This is a genomic window from Pararhizobium capsulatum DSM 1112 (genome assembly GCF_030814475.1).
GTDB classification, from domain to species: Bacteria; Pseudomonadota; Alphaproteobacteria; order Rhizobiales; family Rhizobiaceae; genus Pararhizobium; species Pararhizobium capsulatum.
The window spans coordinates 3,143,737-3,159,860 of record NZ_JAUSVF010000001.1 but is presented as its reverse complement, the minus strand read 5'-3'; the positions used below and the strand labels follow the sequence as shown (position 1 = coordinate 3,159,860).

Here is a 16,124-nt window from a genome sequence, read left to right as displayed (position 1 = left end):
CGGATGGTGATCGGTTGAGCGATCAGCGCATGTCGAGGTCGTCGAGCAGACCCTTGCGCTTGGCCGTGTAGTAATAGCCGCTGGCATAGAGCTTTACGGCGCTGTCGTGCTGGCTGTCGGCAACGACCCATGCGCCGCGCAGATACTTCGTCGCATATTTCAGATTGGTTTCGGCGTCGAAAAGACCTTCGGCCGGACCCTCATAGCCGAGACCCTTGGCCGTGTTGTAGCGGATCTGCATGAGGCCGTAGTTGCCATTGTGATAGGCGCGCGGATTGTAGGTGCTCTCGCGCTTGACGACTCGGTGAACGAGCTCTTCAGGAATGCCGTTCAGCTTGGCATAGAAGCTGATCAGGCGGTCAAGTTCGGGCCGCGAGCTGGTTGGCTTTGCAGCCAGTGCTGTCGTCAGCGAGGCCGGCATGGCGCTTGCCGCGGCATAGCCCACGGCGGAACCGGGGCGCGGCATCGGCACGATCATTTCCCTGGCGACCAGGTTTTCGAGGCCCATCGGTTCACCGGTATCGAAATCCGATTCCATAGCGGCCATGGCATACATGCCCTGTGGAATCTGCGGAGAGGTACCAAAGGAGGCCGTTTGAACCATCGCGGCTGCAGCTTCGGGAAGCGGTTCCTGCTGCGGAACGGCAGAAGCGATCTGGACCGGCGAGGCTGCAACCGGGGTTGCGGCGGCGACTGCGGCAGTCTGCGGAATATCGGGGCGCGGCGTGGGCAGGGCGGGCATGCCGGGCACGACAAAAGTGGTTGCGGCGGCTGCAGCAGCGAGATCAACCGGGGGCGGGGTGTCGGCATCTACAGCGGCGGCGCTGGCCGTAGCTGATGCGGCGGGGACTGCGGTCGTGGCTGGCGTTGTCGTTGCTGCCGCCGTCTGCTGGCTTGTCATCGCGCCGAGTTGCGCGGCAGCCTGCTGGGCGGGAGTGAGCGTTGTGCCAGGCGTGGCGTAGGCGGTGGGTGTTGGCGTGGTGCCGTTCTGGGCGGGAACTGCGTAAGCAGCTGTTTGCGTAGTGGCAGAAGGCTGAGGTTTTGGTGTCTGAATCGCCGATAACTGTTTGGTCGATGTGTTATCGACGCTCGAGCAACCCGCCATCAGGGTTGCGGATGCGATTGCGCATGCCGTAAGCACCTGATTTGAGATGGAAAAACCGATTCTAGCCATTCTGTCGTTTCCTGCTGTCAAGCTTTTCAGCTTCCCCGCAAATCAGCAGCCGAAAGCCGCCAGATGTAGAACTTTATTAACGCATAGGGCAGTCGACCGCAAGTCGCGAGGATTCCTAGCCCGCCGCGCGGCGCAAGCCGGCAGTCAGAAACCCGGCGCCGATAAGCAGAGTGCCGCCCGTGCGATTGACGATTCGCTGAATGTTCGGCTTACGGATCGTCTTGCGCGCGGCCGAAGCCATCAATGCGTATGTCGTTGCATTCAGGGTCGCGAGCACCAGGAAAGTCGTCTCGAAGATCATCATCTGCGGCAGCAGCGGCAGGGTCGCGTCGAGAAACTGCGGAAGAAAGGCGACGAAGAAAACGATGCTTTTGGGATTGAGCGCCGTCACCACATAGGTGTGAAGGAAAATGCGGATCGGCCGCTCGGTCGTCGTTGCGTCACCTTCGGTTTCCTGCGGCGGCACGACCGGCGCTCGCCACAGCTTTATGCCGAGCCAGACAAGATAGGCCGCCCCCACCCATTTGAGCACGGTGAAGATCCCGGCCGATGTCGCAAGCAGTGCGCCGAGCCCAAGCATAGAGGCTGTCATTGCTGTGAAGTCGCCAAGCGCGACGCCTGCGACGATGGCGCGGGTCGTCTTGCGACCGTGGCTGAGGGCATAGGAAATGACCAGGAGAATAGTTGGCCCGGGGATGGCCAGCATGACGGCGGAGGCCGCTGCAAAAGCGAGCCAGTGTTCTATCGATATCATCATGGAGCCCTTGTAACACCGGCATGCACAACGTCGCGCATGCCATCCTCCGAACGGCGCGTCGGCGCCTTTCGGACGAGCAAGCCACGCGGCGGGGAAGGGGTCAAGCCCGCCGCGGGAGGTTTTGTGCTGCCGGAAGTTTCAGCCCACCGCGCTCCAGGACTGACCGATGTTGTCCATGACCTCGCCAAACCACTTGGCGGACGTATCGAAATGCTTGCCGCCCTTGATGCGGGGGAATTCAATGGTGCGCAGCTTGCCGTTTTGGTCCTCGTCATGTCCGGTCACGCCGGAAACCTTGTTGAGGGCGCTTTCCACGGCAAGATCGACCATGCCCTGGATAAGGCGCAGGTCATCGGCATTGGCGGGCGCGGAGCGGGCATAGTAACCGGATTTCTGCACCATCGAGCGTTCGGCGCCGAGCAGGTTTGCGAACTGCTTCGAGAACCAGTTGCCCACATTGATGGTGTCGATCTTCACGTGGCCGAAGGCATCGCGCTTGATCGTCTCGCCCGCGGCTTCGCGTTCGGCAACGATGGCATCGAGGCATGCACCCTCACTGACGAACAGCGTCACAGAACCGGCCTTGGCCATGACGCCGCGAAGCCGCTCCGCTTCCGCTTCGAGGTCAAAAGCCATTTCGGGCAGGTAGAGACCGTCGATGTTCTTCATCTGGGCATTCATCATGAAGCCGCCGACAAATTCCTTCTCACTGGCTATCTTGATATAGGAGCGCGCCGTCGCAGCTGTCAGCCAGCCGCTGTGGCGGCCCATGACCTCATGCACCACCAGTGTCTTGGGTGCCGCACTTTGTTCATTGCTGACATTGTCGAAGAAGCGAGCGCCATACTCAGCGGCCGTCCAGGCGCCGAGCGACTGGCGGATGGGAACGACGTCGTTGTCGACGGTCTTGGGCAAGCCGACGACTGTCAGGTCATAGCCGTTGGCGCCGAGATAGGCAGCAAGATCGGCGGCTGTCGTGTTCGTGTCGTCACCACCAATCGTATGGAGGATGGTCACGCCGTCGGATGCAAGCCGTTCTGCTGCGACACGGAGGGGGTTTTCACCTTCCTGGACGAGGCCGCGCTTCACGCAATCGGCCGCATTGGTCAGCTTCACGCGGCTGTTGCCGATCGGCGAGCCGCCATGGCGATGCAGGATGGCTGCCTTGTCGCGCATCTCGCGCGTGATTTCGATTCGGTCGGCGAGCAGCAGGCCCTGGTATCCGGAGCGGTAGGCAACGAGCTCAATGTCGGGAGCGACGTCGGTATAGCGCTCGATCAGGCCGCCAACGGCGGATGAGAGACACGGTGCGAGCCCACCGGCGGTGAGCATTGCGACTTTCTTCTTGGCCATGATTTCTCCTCGGTATCGGCTGTGGGAACGTGCCCCTGCTGTCCGGCTGCTTGTCTAGCGCAATTCCTATGGAAGGGAAATGACAGCGACGTGGCACGCATAAGGCAATTGCAGGATCGCGTTTCTTCTTACCTTGTCATAGACATTCGTAGAGGGGCGACCGCTCGTGTGAATGAATGGCAGCCTATCGTCCAGCGCATGCCTTCAAAACGAGAGAAGATTTGTAAGTAAATGAATTAAAAAGTAAAAAGATCGAAATGAAATATTGCGGGCTCTCATTTTGTGAAATGATGAGGGCCATCACAAAGTCGTCATAAGGGCGTTGTAACCCGCTGCATCCCTTGCATTCCGGCGCTATATCTGTTCATGGTATTCCCTCGCCGCGGCAAGTTTGAAACCGCGGCGTCTCCGTCTCTCGTGCGTGATCACTGCCCTTGTTTTCACACGATCGGAACCGGCGCTATGGGAAAGAACGTACCTATGACTTTCTGGGACAATCTCGTCGGTTTCGTCGCCGCGACGGGCAACGCGCTTGCCGGCGTGGTCGAGGCGATCCGAACATTGTTCGAGGGTGATCCCGAAACCCGCCGCCAGGTGGCATTCTCCGTCGCAATGATTGCCCTGTCGGCCAAGATGGCCAAGGCGGATGGCATCGTGACCGAGGCTGAAGTTGCGGCATTTCGCGATATCTTCAAGTTTCCCGATCAAGAGGCGCAGAATGTCGCGCGCCTCTATAATCTCGCACGCCAGGACGTCGCCGGCTATGAGGCTTACGCCGAAAAGCTCGCCTCGCTGTGCGTATCCTGCGAACAGAATTGCCCGGTTCTCGAGGATATTATCGACGGCCTGTTCCATATCGCCAAGTCCGATGGTGCAGTGCATGAGAAGGAACTGACGTTCCTGCGTCGCGTGGCCGAGATATTCCGCATGAAGGACGCCCGCTTTGAGGAAATCATGGCGCGCCACGTCCACGCCGATGGCGTCGACCCCTATAAGGTGCTTGGCGTTTCGCCCAAGGACGATTTTTCAACGATCCGCAGCCGTTACCGCGTGCTGGTGACAGAAAACCATCCTGACAAGCTGGTTGCCCGCGGCGTGCCGCAGGAGTTTCACGCGATTGCCAACGATCGCATGGCGGCGCTCAATGCTGCCTATGAGGCTATCGAGAAAGAACGCCGCGCCGCATGACTGCCCCCTTCATCGCCGATTATGCCAAGGCGCATGTTGCGCCGTCGCCCAATCATGGCGAACGCGTCGGCATTGATGCTCCGGACATGATCGTCCTGCACTATACCGGCATGCCGACGGCCGAGGGCGCGCTGGACTGGCTCTGTCGGGAAGAGAGCCAGGTTTCCAGCCACTATTTCGTGCATGAGGATGGCCGCGTCGATCAGCTGGTGGCCGAAAGTCGCCGTGCCTGGCATGCCGGCAAGAGTTTCTGGCAGGGTGAGAGCGACATCAATTCGCGCTCGATCGGCATAGAGATCGCGAATCCCGGCCATCCGACGCTCCCTGATTTTCCGGAAAAACAGATCCAGGCGGTCGTCGAACTGTGTCTAAACTGTGGCGAACGCTGGTCAATCACCCGTGAAAGGGTGCTCGCGCACAGCGATATCGCTCCCATCCGCAAGGTTGATCCAGGGGAAAATTTTCCGTGGAATGCGCTCTTTGCGGGAGGCGTGGGGCATTGGGTTCCACCGGCGCCCGTCTCGGGTGGAAGGTTCTTCCAACGGGGCGATGAGGGGCAGCCGGTTGAGGCGGTCCAGACGATGCTGGGGCTCTACGGCTACGGAATTGAAGTCACAGGCGTTTTTTGCGACAAGACGGAAGGCGCGGTTGCGGCATTCCAGAGGCATTTTCGCCAGGCCCAGGTGGATGGCATCGCTGATATTTCTACCCTCGACACGCTGCATCGACTACTATCGACCCTGCCGAAATTCAGCGCCTGAGCCTGCCTCTCAAGGGCATTCTTCTCGCCGCTTTCTTGGCCGCATATCACTAATTTTGTGCGCTGCCATATGTTGACCACGATGCGCCGGTCTTTTCTGCGCCGTACCGAAGCGCAGGAGATGCAGGGGTTTGACACCCCTTTCCTGCCTATGACGATGAAGATCGGGACATGAGCGGGAGGACGGGGTGCGTCCGGTGGGCCGCCTCCCGGATAATGGAGACTTCAAACTAGATGCGAATTACAAAAGGTGCTGCGGTTGCGGCATGCTTCTGCATGCTCGTTTCCAGCGCGACGACGTCCTATGCTGGGGGCATACAAGAGGAAATCATCAAGACAGAGAGCATTCCCTCGGTTGAACGCACGACCGGTTATCCCAAGGCGGATATGGCGGTTCAGCCTTCGACCTACAGTAATCTCATCGAGGATTATGCGGAAGAGTACGGCGTTCCCGTCGATCTCGCCCATGCGATCATCAAGGTCGAAAGCAATTTCAACCCGAAGGCTCGCGGCAGTGCTGGCGAGATCGGGCTGATGCAGATCAAGCCGGCGACGGCAAGAATGATGGGATACAGGGGAGGCCGCAACGGTCTTTTCGATCCAGAGACCAACATCAAGTTCGGCATGAAGTATCTCGCCATGGCCCATCAGCTGTCGGGCGGCTACACCTGCGGTACGGTGTTGCGTTACAATGCCGGGCATGGTGCCACACGCATGAACCCGGTCTCGCGCCGCTATTGCGGCAAGGTCCAGAGCATCCTCGGCTGATGCGGTCCACTCGGGGCGAACATTTCGTTCGGCCCCTGCAAATGCCGGCTCAGGTTTTCGCGTACCGGCGCTTTGCGCTTTTCCCGCCAGTCATGCTATCCCCAAGCTTCAGCAGTTGGAGCGGATGGCATGGCGGAAGAGTTTGATTTCATTGTTGTCGGCAAGGGCATGATGGGGGCCGCGGCCGCCCGCCACCTTGCATTGACCGGAGCGCGGATCGCAGTAGTCGGTCCCGATGAGCCCACGGATTGGGCAGGTCATGATGGCGTCTTTGCCAGTCACTACGACAACGGCCGCATCACTCGCACCATCGACCCCGATCCCGTCTGGGCTCGGCTCGCCCATCGCTCCATAGAACGATACGGCGAGATTGCAGAGCAGGGCGGCATCGATTTCTACAGCGAAGTGGGCTGCCTGATTGCGGCGCAGGCTCCAGGCGGCGAATGCCGCTATCTCGGCGATGTCATCGCCGCACGCGACCATCTTCAGGTCGAGGCTCGCTATATCGAAGCCGATGCGCTCGATGGGCATTTCCCGTATTTCCATTTCCCTGCCGCCTATGGCGGCATATTCGAAGCCAGAGGGGCTGGTCATATCAATCCGCGCGCCTTGGTGAAGGCTCAGGTGAATGCTGCCGAAAAGGCGGGTGTTCGTGTTATCGCGCAGGAGGTCGTCTCCATTTCAGAGGAAGCCGACGGTGTCCGCGTCGAAACCCACGATGGTTCGATACTGAAGGCTGGTCGCGTTCTCATCTCGGCCGGCGGGTTTTCGATCTCGCGAAAGCTCTTTGCGCGCCCGCTGGATCTCGTGGTCCTGGGGCGCACTGTGCTGTTCGCCGAAGTTTCGGAAACCGAACTGCAGCGTTTTGTCGATATGCCCTCCCTGATTACCAAGGGAAAGACAGAAGACGAGAGCTTCTATCTCCTGCCGCCGTTGCGTTACCCGGATGGTCGCCACTACATCAAGATCGGCGGTGATCCGACCGATATCCGCATGGAGGATGAGGCAGCGGCGAGATCATGGTTCCGCGGCGAGGGTCATCGTCCCGCTGCCGACCACATGGCAAAACTGCTTGCGGGGACGATGCCGGATTTCAAGCCGGTTTCCACAATGTGGGCGCCGTGTGTCACCACCTACACGCCGCATGGGTACCCCTTCATCGGCTTTACCGACAGCAATCGCATTGCCGTGCTGACCGGCGGCAATGGTGCCGCCGCTAAAAGCTCTGACGAGATTGGCCGGCTTGGCGCCTCGTTGATCGTGAATGGTGTCCTTCATGCACCGGAATATGAGACGGATTTTGCCGTCTCCTTCCGGGAATAGCTTCAAACATGCGATTGCCTCTGGCAATTGCCGGTCGCCTCGGTTAAGCACCGCCTGCCAGTTGGCCGGGCAGCCGCTCTCCGCTAGGACCGAAAGGTTGCGGGGGGAGGAAAGTCCGGGCTCCACGGAAAGACGGTGCCGGATAACGTCCGGCGGGGGCGACCCTAGGGAAAGTGCCACAGAAAGCAAACCGCCGCCTTCGGGCGGTAAGGGTGAAAGGGTGGGGTAAGAGCCCACCGCGGTCATGGCGACATGAACGGCACGGTAAACCCCACCGGGAGCAAAACCGAATAGGGATAACGTGGAGCGCGCAAGCGCTCCGGCCTTTTTCCGGGCTAGTTATCCGGGTGGGTTGCAAGAGGCATCGCGCAAGCGCTGTCCCAGATGAATGGCTGCCACGTTCCGGTTTCGGCCGGAGCCTTACAGAACCCGGCTTACAGGCCAACTGGCGAATTTTCCTATCTTTCCGAGCTTTGCCAACGGCTTGGGATTTTATGCAGGCCGGCTCTTTCCGACGCGATTATCCTGACGTTGCCGAATCGTCCTGGAGGCATCCGCGAACAGATTCGCCGCCTTGGCAAAAATCGTGTCGCTGGTGAGGGAAATACAAATCGCTGTGCCAGTGCCTTGCCCTTGCATCTTAACTTCACCTTAACCATTCGAATTTAGATTTAAGAAACTGTTTTTGTTCGGGTCCGGTCCGGGCGGAAAAGGGCTTTTGGGCCGTGCTGCGCCAGCGGGCGATCCTGTCCTGTGCCGTCGGGATGCGAGCTGAAGAAGGTTTCATCCCATTGACGCCCATATGGTCCCATGTTATCCCAATCATGCACTGCACACGGGCTTTTTGAGGCCCAATCATCGAGCGTTTTGCGAGTGCTCCTGACGGAGCGATCGACCGGGTATGTCGCCCGGCGACAGCCTGTCGCGTGTATTTTTGGGATTGCGTTCGGGCGGCTTCGTCCGGCTGGGGCGTCAAGGGTTTCCGTATCGCGTCATGAACCGTTTTCTGTCCCATGCGACACAGCGTATCGATGCGAAAGGCAGGGTTTCCGTGCCGTCAGCGTTCCGCTCGGTGATGTCGGCATTGGATATTCGGGAGCTATACTGCTTTCAGGATTTCGTCTTTCCGGCTATCAGCGCCGGCGGTTCGGAATTGCTGGATCGTTTCGAAAGGCAGATCGTGCTGGAGGATCCTCTTTCAGCGCAGGCCAATCAGATGTCGCTCCTGGTTCACGGGGGCGGGGTCTTCATGAAGCTCGATCAGGAAGGGCGCCTCGCAGTCACGGATTTCATCCGCGATTTCACCGGCATCACGTCGGAGGTGACCTTTGTTGGACGGGCGGATCATTTTCAGTTGTGGGCACCGCAGGCGTTCCTTCAGGCGCAGGCGGATGCGCGCGAAGAGCGCAGGTTGCGAGGTCTGCGGTCCCCTTAGCGTGGAGAGACGGAATGGTGGCGGATCAAGGCGGAGGTTCTACTGAAGCCGATGGCGGACCGGTCCGCCACATTCCGGTTCTTCTTCCCGAGGTTCTTGCAAGTCTCGATCTTGCACCCGGCAAGGTCATCCTCGATGGCACCTTCGGTGCCGGCGGTTATTCCTCGGCCATTCTGGCGGCGGGTGCCGATGTCATCGGTCTTGACCGCGATCCGCAGGCGATTGCCGGCGGCCAGGCGCTGGTTGCATCGAGCGGAGGCCATCTCACCCTTATCCATTCGCGATTTTCGGAACTTGCCCGTCATGCTCCAGACGAGGGGCTCGATGGCGTGGTGCTTGATATCGGCGTTTCCTCCATGCAGATCGATGAAGCCGATCGCGGATTTTCTTTCCAGAAGAAAGGCCCTCTCGACATGCGCATGTCGGCTGACGGAGTTTCCGCTGCTGATGTTGTCAACCGCGCCAAGGTTTCCGATCTCACCCGCATCTTCGGCTTTCTCGGCGAGGAGCCGCAGTCCGGGCGTATCGCCCGCGCAATCGAAAAACGCCGTGCCGAGGAGCCTTTCGTCACGACCCGCGATCTCGCAGGCCTGATCGAAATTGTTACCCCACGCAAGGCCAAGGACAAGATCCATCCGGCAACCCGTGTCTTTCAGGCGCTGCGCATCTTCGTCAACGATGAGCTCGGCGAACTCGCGCAGGCATTGTTCGCTGCCGAGAGGGTGCTGAAACCCGGTGGAAGATTGACAGTTGTTACGTTCCATTCACTGGAAGACCGCATCGTGAAGAAGTTTTTTCAGGATCGCTCGGGCAAGGCTTCGGGGTCGCGGCACATGCCTGTCGTGCATGAGCGTGCGGCAACTTTCGCACCAGTTGGAAAACCTATGGTCGCTGCCAGCGAAGAAGAGGCGTTGCGCAATCCGCGTGCCCGCTCCGCGAAGATGCGGGTTGGACTTCGCACGGAAGCCCCTCCCGAGGCCGATGATGTGTCCATCTTCGATTTGCCGAACCTTGCAAGCCTTGGAAAGATGGGGGCCTGAGACATGTTGCGTACCTTGGACATTGTCCTGATCGTCGTCATGACGGCAGCTGCCACGGTCACCTATACGATCAAGCACCAGGCAGAAAACAAGCTTGAAGAGGTTCGCAAACTCGAAGCCGGGATCAAGCTTGAGGAAGACACGATTGACCTTCTCCGTGCCGACTGGTCGCTTCTGACCCAGCCGAGCCGGCTGGAAAAGCTTGTCGGGGTCTACCAGCAGGATCTTCAACTCGTTCAGACCGCGCCGACGCAGCTTGCTCGGCCGCAGGAGTTGCCGATGATGAAGGCCGATGTGCCGGTACCGGATGAAGTCGCCAAGGGTAAGGACGGCAAGCCTGCCGCCAAGACTGCGGCAACGCAGAAGACAGACACTATTGCAACAGGTTCGGTGGCGCGCTGATGTCCTTTTTGTCGCGTATCATGGTCGTCAAGAGCAAGGCGCATTTCTCTGCCGGTGGCAGCAATCGCCCGGGTGACCTCAATTCCTTCGTAGGCACCCGCAAGAAGAGCGGCAGTCAGGCGCGCAGCCGCGTCGCAATCATGATTGTCGGCTTCACCACGGTCTATTGCATTATCGGCGGTCGCCTCGTGCAGTATGGCCTTGTCCAACCGGACACGGTGTCGAGCATCGGTCGCGCCGATAATCTGATGGCCTCGCGACCCGATATCCTTGACCGCAACGGCGAAATTCTCGCCACGGACATCCGTACTGTTTCGCTCTATGCCGAGCCCAACAAGATTGTTGATGCCGACGAAGCGGTGGAGCAGCTGTCGACCGTTCTGCCTAACCTCAACGTGGCTGATATCTACAACAAGCTGAAATCCCCCTCACGATTCCAGTGGCTGCGCCGCCAGCTGACGCCGAAGCAGCAGAGCGAAATCCTGGCGCTTGGTATTCCCGGCATCGGCTTCCGTCCTGAAAAGCGGCGCTTCTATCCGGGCGGCACCACGGCCGCCCACGTTGTCGGTCACGTCAATGTCGACAATCGCGGCATCGCCGGAATGGAACGGTACATCGACAATCAGGGTCTTGCTGACCTTGCGGCGATCGGCATGACCAGCGACGCCAAGCTGGAGCCCGTGAAGCTCTCCATCGATCTGCGCGTCCAGAACATCGTTCGCGATTCCGTGCTGCAGGCGATGATCGAATATCAGGCGATCGCCGCAGGCGCCGTCGTCATGGACGTTCATACCGGCGAGATCCTTGGCATGGCTTCCGTGCCGGACTACGACCCGAACAATCCCGCAGGCGGTGCCCAGGATGGCTGGATGAACCGCATGTCGAACGGTACGTTCGAAATGGGCTCGACCTTCAAGTCGTTCACGACCGCCATGGCGCTCGATTCCGGCAAGGTTACGCTCAAGGATACGTTCGACGCACGTTTCCCGATTCGCATCGGCGGCTTCACCATCAAGGACTTCCACGGTAAGCACCGCGTTCTGAGCGTGCCGGAAATCTTCCAGTATTCGTCCAACATCGGCACGGCCAAGATGGCCGATCTCGTCGGAATCGATGCTCATAAGGAATTTTTGACCAGGATGGGTCTGCTCTCGAAGATGCAGACCGAGCTGCCGGAAGTGAAAATGCCGAGCCAGCCGCGCGTCTGGAAGAAGATCAACTCGATCACCATCTCCTTCGGCCATGGCGTCTCCACCACCCCGCTGCAGACCGCGGTTGCCGGTGCAGCGCTCATGAATGGCGGCAAGCTGATCGAGCCGACCTTCCTGCCGCGCACCGTCGAACAGGCTGATGCCATTGCCATTCGGGTGATCAAAAAGAGCACCAGCGACGACATGCGCTATCTGTTCCGCTACAACGCTATTTACGGCTCGGGTAAGAACGCACTCGTGCCTGGCTACAATGTCGGCGGCAAGACAGGTACAGCTGACAAGGTCGTTAACGGCCGCTATTCCCATGACCTCAACTTCAACGCCTTCCTCGCGGGCTTCCCGATCGACAATCCGCAATATGTCGTTTTGTCCTTCATTGATGCGCCGAAGACGGGCGAAAAGGGCATCCGTACGGCCGCCGGCAACGCGGCTCCGATCGTGCGCAACATCATCAGCCGTTCGGCCCCGCTTTTAGGTGTGGAGCCCAAGTTCGGGCAGGATGGTTCTGCCTTGCTGGTGTCTTATTGACCGTGGAATGACAATCCGAGGGATTCGCCAGGGGGCGCGTCGATTTGTTTGAAAGTGCATCCATGAAGCTCAATGACCTCCTTGGAAAGGATTTCCCCGAGATCGCCGCGCAGCTTGAGGGGCGCGGTGATATTGATATTACCGGCATTACCGCAGATAGCCGCAAGGTCGAGCCGGGCTCGCTCTTCGTTGCCCTTTCCGGCAGCAAGGCCGATGGGGCTTCCTTTATTGCGGATGCGATTTCCAAGGGTGCCGCGGCGGTGGTTTCCGGGCATGTTTCGGCGTCTGGTGCGGCCGTTCCTGTCCTTGAGGCTTCGACACCCCGTCGTGCATTGGCGCTTTCCGCCGCGCGCTTCTACGGCCGCCAGCCGGAAACCATGGTTGCCGTGACCGGCACCGCCGGCAAGACCTCCGTTGCTTCTTTCACTCGCCAGATCTGGGCGCATGCGGGCTATGAGGCCGCGATGATCGGCACGACCGGCGTTATCGCGCCGGGCCGTACGGAATACGGCTCGCTGACGACCCCGGATCCGGTTTCCCTTCACAAGCTCCTGGCCGAACTTGCTTATGAGGGCGTGACCCATGCGGCGATGGAAGCTTCCAGCCATGGTCTCGACCAGTCGCGCCTCGACGGCGTGAAGCTTGCTGCGGCTGGCTTCACCAATCTCGGCCGCGACCATATGGATTATCATCCAACCGTTGAAGATTACATGGCCGCCAAGATGCGCCTCTTCGACACGCTGATGCCGAAAGGCTCCCCCGCCGTGATCTTTGCTGATGGCGAATGGTCCGCGAAGGCGATCGAAGCGGCGGCGAAGGCAGGACAGGATGTCCGCACCGTCGGTCGCAAGGGTGACTTCCTGACGCTGAAGCGCGTCGAGCATTTCCGTCACAAGCAGATTGCCGAAGTTCACGTCGGGGACGAAATCTTCGAAGTCCACCTGCCACTTGCCGGTGATTTCCAGATTTCCAATGCGCTGGTGGCTGCGGGTCTTGCCATCTCCACTGGCGTTTCCGCCAAGGTCGCAATGGCGGCCCTCGACAGACTGACGGGCGCCTCCGGTCGTCTTGAACTCGTCGGTCATACGCCTGACGGCGCGCTTGCCTATGTTGATTATGCCCATAAGCCCGATGCTCTCGAAAACGTGCTGACGTCCGTTCGGCCCTTCACCACCGGCCGCGTCATCGTCGTCTTTGGTTGCGGTGGTGACCGCGACAAAGGCAAGCGGCCGATCATGGGCGAGATCGCCACGCGGTTAGCGGACGTGGTGATCGTCACCGATGACAATCCGCGCTCCGAGGTTCCGGCCGTCATCCGCAGCGAGATCATGGCGGCCGCCTGGGGTGCAACAGAGATCGGCGATCGTGCTGAAGCAATCACGGCTGCTGTCGCCATGCTGAAATCCGGTGATACGCTGATCGTTGCCGGCAAGGGCCATGAGGAAGGCCAGACGGTAGGCACCGTCACATTGCCTTTCTCGGACCATGCCGAGCTGAGAAAGTCTCTTGAGACAGACGCGGGAGGTCGATGATTTGAGCTTTCTTTGGACCACTGCCGATCTTCTTGCCGCCATGCAGGGTCGCCCGCTGGGCAACCTGCCGGAAGGCATCAACGGAATCTCGATCGACAGCCGCTCCCTTGGTAAGGGAGAGGCCTTCTTCGCCATCAAGGGCGATCGTGTCGACGGGCATGACTATGCCGGCGTTGCGATCGCCAATGGCGCGGCATTGCTGGTCGTCAGCGAAGGCAAGCTTCCGGCGCTGGGGCGACTGATCGCACCGATGGTTGTCGTGGACGATGTATTGGAAGCAATGATCCGTCTCGGCTGCGCCGCCCGCGATCGTAGTGCGGCCAAGATCATCGCGGTGACCGGCTCCGTCGGCAAGACGACGACCAAGGAGATGCTGCGCCATGTGCTCCTGCCGCAGGGCAGGGTTCATGCCTCTGTCGCCTCGTTCAACAATCACTGGGGCGTGCCGTTGACGCTTGCCCGCATGCCGGAGGCGACCGATTTCGGCATCTTTGAAATCGGTATGAACCATGCCGACGAGATCCGACCGTTGGTGAAGATGGTGCGCCCGCATGTGGCCATCATCACCACCGTTGCCGCTGCCCATCTCGGTAATTTCAAGGACTTAGCCGAGATCGCTGCTGCGAAGGCGGAGATCATGGAAGGCCTGGTCAGTGGTGGCCATGTTATTCTCAACCGCGACAACGACCAGTACGCTTTCCTTGAAAGGCAGGCCAACGACCTGGGTGTTGCCCATATCCACAGCTTCGGCGCCAATCCGCGCTCGGATTTCCGGCTGGTGGAGTTTGCTGGTGGCTCGGAAAGCAGTGTGCTCTGGGCTGGCATTGAGGGTCGCACCCTGGAAATCCCGATCGGAGCACCCGGCCGCCACATCGCCGAAAACGCACTCGCTGTCCTTGGTGCTGCGAGCCTTGTCGGCGCCGATCTCGATAAGGCGGCCGCGTCGCTGTTCACGCTGGTGCCTGAGAAAGGCCGTGGCGAACGCCATCGGCTGGCGGTCGATGGCGGAAGCTTTGCGCTGATCGATGAAAGCTACAATGCCAATCCAGCGTCCATGCGGGCTGCCATTGCGCTTCTCGGAGATGCCGAACCGGGCGAGGGCGGGCGTCGCATCGCCATCCTCGGCGACATGCTGGAAATGGGCGAGTTTTCCGCCAAGGTCCATGCCGCGCTTTCCGTGCTGCTGAAAGACGCCGGCATCCAGTATGTCTGGCTCGCAGGGCCTGAAATGGCGCACCTGCGGGACGTGCTGCCGGAGACGGTTCATGTCGAATACCGCGAGAACGTCAATGACCTGAAGGCGTTTGCCATCGACGCAATCGCGACCGGCGATGTCGTCATGATCAAGTCGTCAAAGGGCACCGGCTGCGGGCGGATCGTCGCGGCGCTGCTTGAGAAGTATCCGGCATTTGAAGACACGGGTGCCGCCGAATAGCGTGCCTGCTTTACGCGTGCGCCGTTACACTTTTACAGCCGCAAGGCTATCCTTCCTTCAGGTGATTCTGATGGACGGAATCTGAAACGAACCTTTGGGGAAAGGTCCCTCATGCTCATCTGGCTTGTCGAACTGGCGGACCATCTGCAATTTTTCAATCTGTTCCGGTACATCACCTTCCGGACCGGCGCCGCTCTGTTCACGTCTGCCCTGATCGTTTTCCTCTTCGGACCGAAGATGATTTCGTCGCTTCGGGTTCGCCAGGGCAAGGGCCAGCCGATCCGCGCAGACGGTCCGCAGACCCATTTCAAGAAGGCTGGCACACCGACCATGGGTGGCCTGATGATCCTTGCCGGCATTGTCGGCAGCTCGCTTCTCTGGGCCGACCTTTCGAGTGTCTATGTCGTTGCAACACTGCTCGTCACGCTCGGTTTCGGCGCCATCGGCTTCTATGACGACTATCTCAAGGTTACCAAGCAGTCCGATAAAGGCTTTTCCGGCAAGGCGCGCCTCGGCATCGAATTCCTGATTGCAGCCATCGCCGTCTTTTTCATGATGCGCGCCGCCCTTTCGGCAGGCGTGGCCGGCTCGACCTTCGGCTCGTCGATCACCTTCCCGTTCCTCAAGGATTTCACGCTCAATCTCGGCTATTTCTTCATCCTCTTCGGCGGTTTCGTCATCGTCGGCGCGGGCAATGCCGTAAACCTGACGGACGGCCTCGATGGCCTTGCGATCGTGCCCGTGATGATTGCGGCCGCTTCCTTCGGCATCATCGCCTATCTCGCCGGTAACGCGGTCTTTGCAAACTATCTGCAGATCCATTTCGTGCCCGGCACCGGGGAGCTTGCCGTCATCCTCGGCGCCGTCATCGGCGCCGGCCTCGGCTTCCTCTGGTTCAATGCGCCACCCGCCGCCATCTTCATGGGCGACACCGGTTCGCTGGCACTGGGTGGCCTGATTGGCACCGTTGCCGTCGCCACCAAGCACGAGATCGTCATGGTCATCATCGGTGGCCTGTTCGTCATTGAAACCCTGTCGGTCATCATCCAGGTCTTCTGGTTCAAGCGCACCGGCCGCCGCGTCTTCCTGATGGCGCCTATCCACCACCATTTCGAAAAGAAGGGCTGGACCGAAAGCCAGGTCGTCATTCGCTTCTGGATCGTTGCCGTCATCCTCGCGATGATCGGCCTCTCCACCCTGAAGCTGCGGTGAGATCAG

General features: G+C 59.8%; 14 protein-coding genes and 1 other RNA gene. 12 read left to right on the top strand and 3 right to left on the bottom strand.

Annotated features, from left to right (window positions below):
• Positions 1 to 22: 22 nt before the first annotated feature.
• From QO002_RS15360 to QO002_RS15350, 3 genes are all read right to left on the bottom strand, one after another.
• Positions 23 to 1,174: a lytic transglycosylase domain-containing protein gene (locus tag QO002_RS15360; RefSeq protein ID WP_307231159.1), complete on the bottom strand. Its 1,152-nt coding sequence runs from the start codon at positions 1,172 to 1,174 to the stop codon at positions 23 to 25.
• A 115-nt stretch (positions 1,175 to 1,289) separates the two neighbouring features.
• Positions 1,290 to 1,925, bottom strand: a complete 636-nt coding sequence (locus QO002_RS15355) for a LysE family translocator (RefSeq protein WP_307233427.1) — start codon at positions 1,923 to 1,925, stop codon at positions 1,290 to 1,292.
• A 144-nt stretch (positions 1,926 to 2,069) separates the two neighbouring features.
• Positions 2,070 to 3,284 (bottom strand): pyrophosphate--fructose-6-phosphate 1-phosphotransferase, encoded by a 1,215-nt coding sequence (locus tag QO002_RS15350; RefSeq protein WP_307231157.1) that lies wholly within the window; start codon positions 3,282 to 3,284, stop codon positions 2,070 to 2,072.
• Between the two features lie 480 nt (positions 3,285 to 3,764).
• Between QO002_RS15350 and QO002_RS15345 the strand changes: the two genes are divergently transcribed.
• From QO002_RS15345 to mraY, 12 genes are all read left to right on the top strand, one after another.
• Positions 3,765 to 4,472: a J domain-containing protein gene (locus tag QO002_RS15345; protein WP_307231155.1), complete on the top strand. Its 708-nt coding sequence runs from the start codon at positions 3,765 to 3,767 to the stop codon at positions 4,470 to 4,472.
• Positions 4,469 to 5,233: an N-acetylmuramoyl-L-alanine amidase gene (locus tag QO002_RS15340; RefSeq protein WP_307231153.1), complete on the top strand. Its 765-nt coding sequence runs from the start codon at positions 4,469 to 4,471 to the stop codon at positions 5,231 to 5,233. The genes QO002_RS15345 and QO002_RS15340 overlap by 4 nt, the downstream gene beginning before the upstream one ends.
• 233 nt (positions 5,234 to 5,466) lie before the next feature.
• Complete coding sequence (locus tag QO002_RS15335; protein ID WP_307231151.1) at positions 5,467 to 6,000, top strand: lytic transglycosylase domain-containing protein; 534 nt, start codon at positions 5,467 to 5,469, stop codon at positions 5,998 to 6,000.
• Between the two features lie 129 nt (positions 6,001 to 6,129).
• Positions 6,130 to 7,323 (top strand): NAD(P)/FAD-dependent oxidoreductase, encoded by a 1,194-nt coding sequence (locus QO002_RS15330; RefSeq protein WP_307231148.1) that lies wholly within the window; start codon positions 6,130 to 6,132, stop codon positions 7,321 to 7,323.
• 57 nt (positions 7,324 to 7,380) lie between these two features.
• Positions 7,381 to 7,776, top strand: an RNA gene (gene rnpB / locus QO002_RS15325) — RNase P RNA component class A.
• A gap of 541 nt (positions 7,777 to 8,317) precedes the next feature.
• Positions 8,318 to 8,758: a division/cell wall cluster transcriptional repressor MraZ gene (mraZ, locus tag QO002_RS15320; RefSeq protein ID WP_307231146.1), complete on the top strand. Its 441-nt coding sequence runs from the start codon at positions 8,318 to 8,320 to the stop codon at positions 8,756 to 8,758.
• A gap of 14 nt (positions 8,759 to 8,772) precedes the next feature.
• Positions 8,773 to 9,798: a 16S rRNA (cytosine(1402)-N(4))-methyltransferase RsmH gene (rsmH, locus tag QO002_RS15315; protein ID WP_307231144.1), complete on the top strand. Its 1,026-nt coding sequence runs from the start codon at positions 8,773 to 8,775 to the stop codon at positions 9,796 to 9,798.
• A 3-nt stretch (positions 9,799 to 9,801) separates the two neighbouring features.
• Positions 9,802 to 10,200 carry a cell division protein FtsL gene (gene ftsL / locus QO002_RS15310; RefSeq protein WP_307231142.1) on the top strand — a complete coding sequence of 133 codons (399 nt, stop codon included), beginning with the start codon at positions 9,802 to 9,804 and terminating at the stop codon, positions 10,198 to 10,200.
• Positions 10,200 to 11,939, top strand: a complete 1,740-nt coding sequence (locus QO002_RS15305) for a peptidoglycan D,D-transpeptidase FtsI family protein (protein ID WP_307231140.1) — start codon at positions 10,200 to 10,202, stop codon at positions 11,937 to 11,939. The genes ftsL and QO002_RS15305 overlap by 1 nt, the downstream gene beginning before the upstream one ends.
• Positions 11,940 to 12,001: 62 nt before the next feature.
• Complete coding sequence (locus QO002_RS15300; RefSeq protein ID WP_307231138.1) at positions 12,002 to 13,471, top strand: UDP-N-acetylmuramoyl-L-alanyl-D-glutamate--2,6-diaminopimelate ligase; 1,470 nt, start codon at positions 12,002 to 12,004, stop codon at positions 13,469 to 13,471.
• A gap of 1 nt (position 13,472) precedes the next feature.
• Entirely contained in the window at positions 13,473 to 14,906 is a 1,434-nt protein-coding gene (locus QO002_RS15295) for a UDP-N-acetylmuramoylalanyl-D-glutamyl-2,6-diaminopimelate--D-alanyl-D-alanine ligase (RefSeq protein ID WP_307231136.1), read from the top strand.
• 111 nt (positions 14,907 to 15,017) lie between these two features.
• Positions 15,018 to 16,118, top strand: a complete 1,101-nt coding sequence (gene mraY / locus QO002_RS15290; protein ID WP_307231134.1) for a phospho-N-acetylmuramoyl-pentapeptide-transferase — start codon at positions 15,018 to 15,020, stop codon at positions 16,116 to 16,118.
• The last annotated feature ends 6 nt before the right edge of the window (positions 16,119 to 16,124 follow it).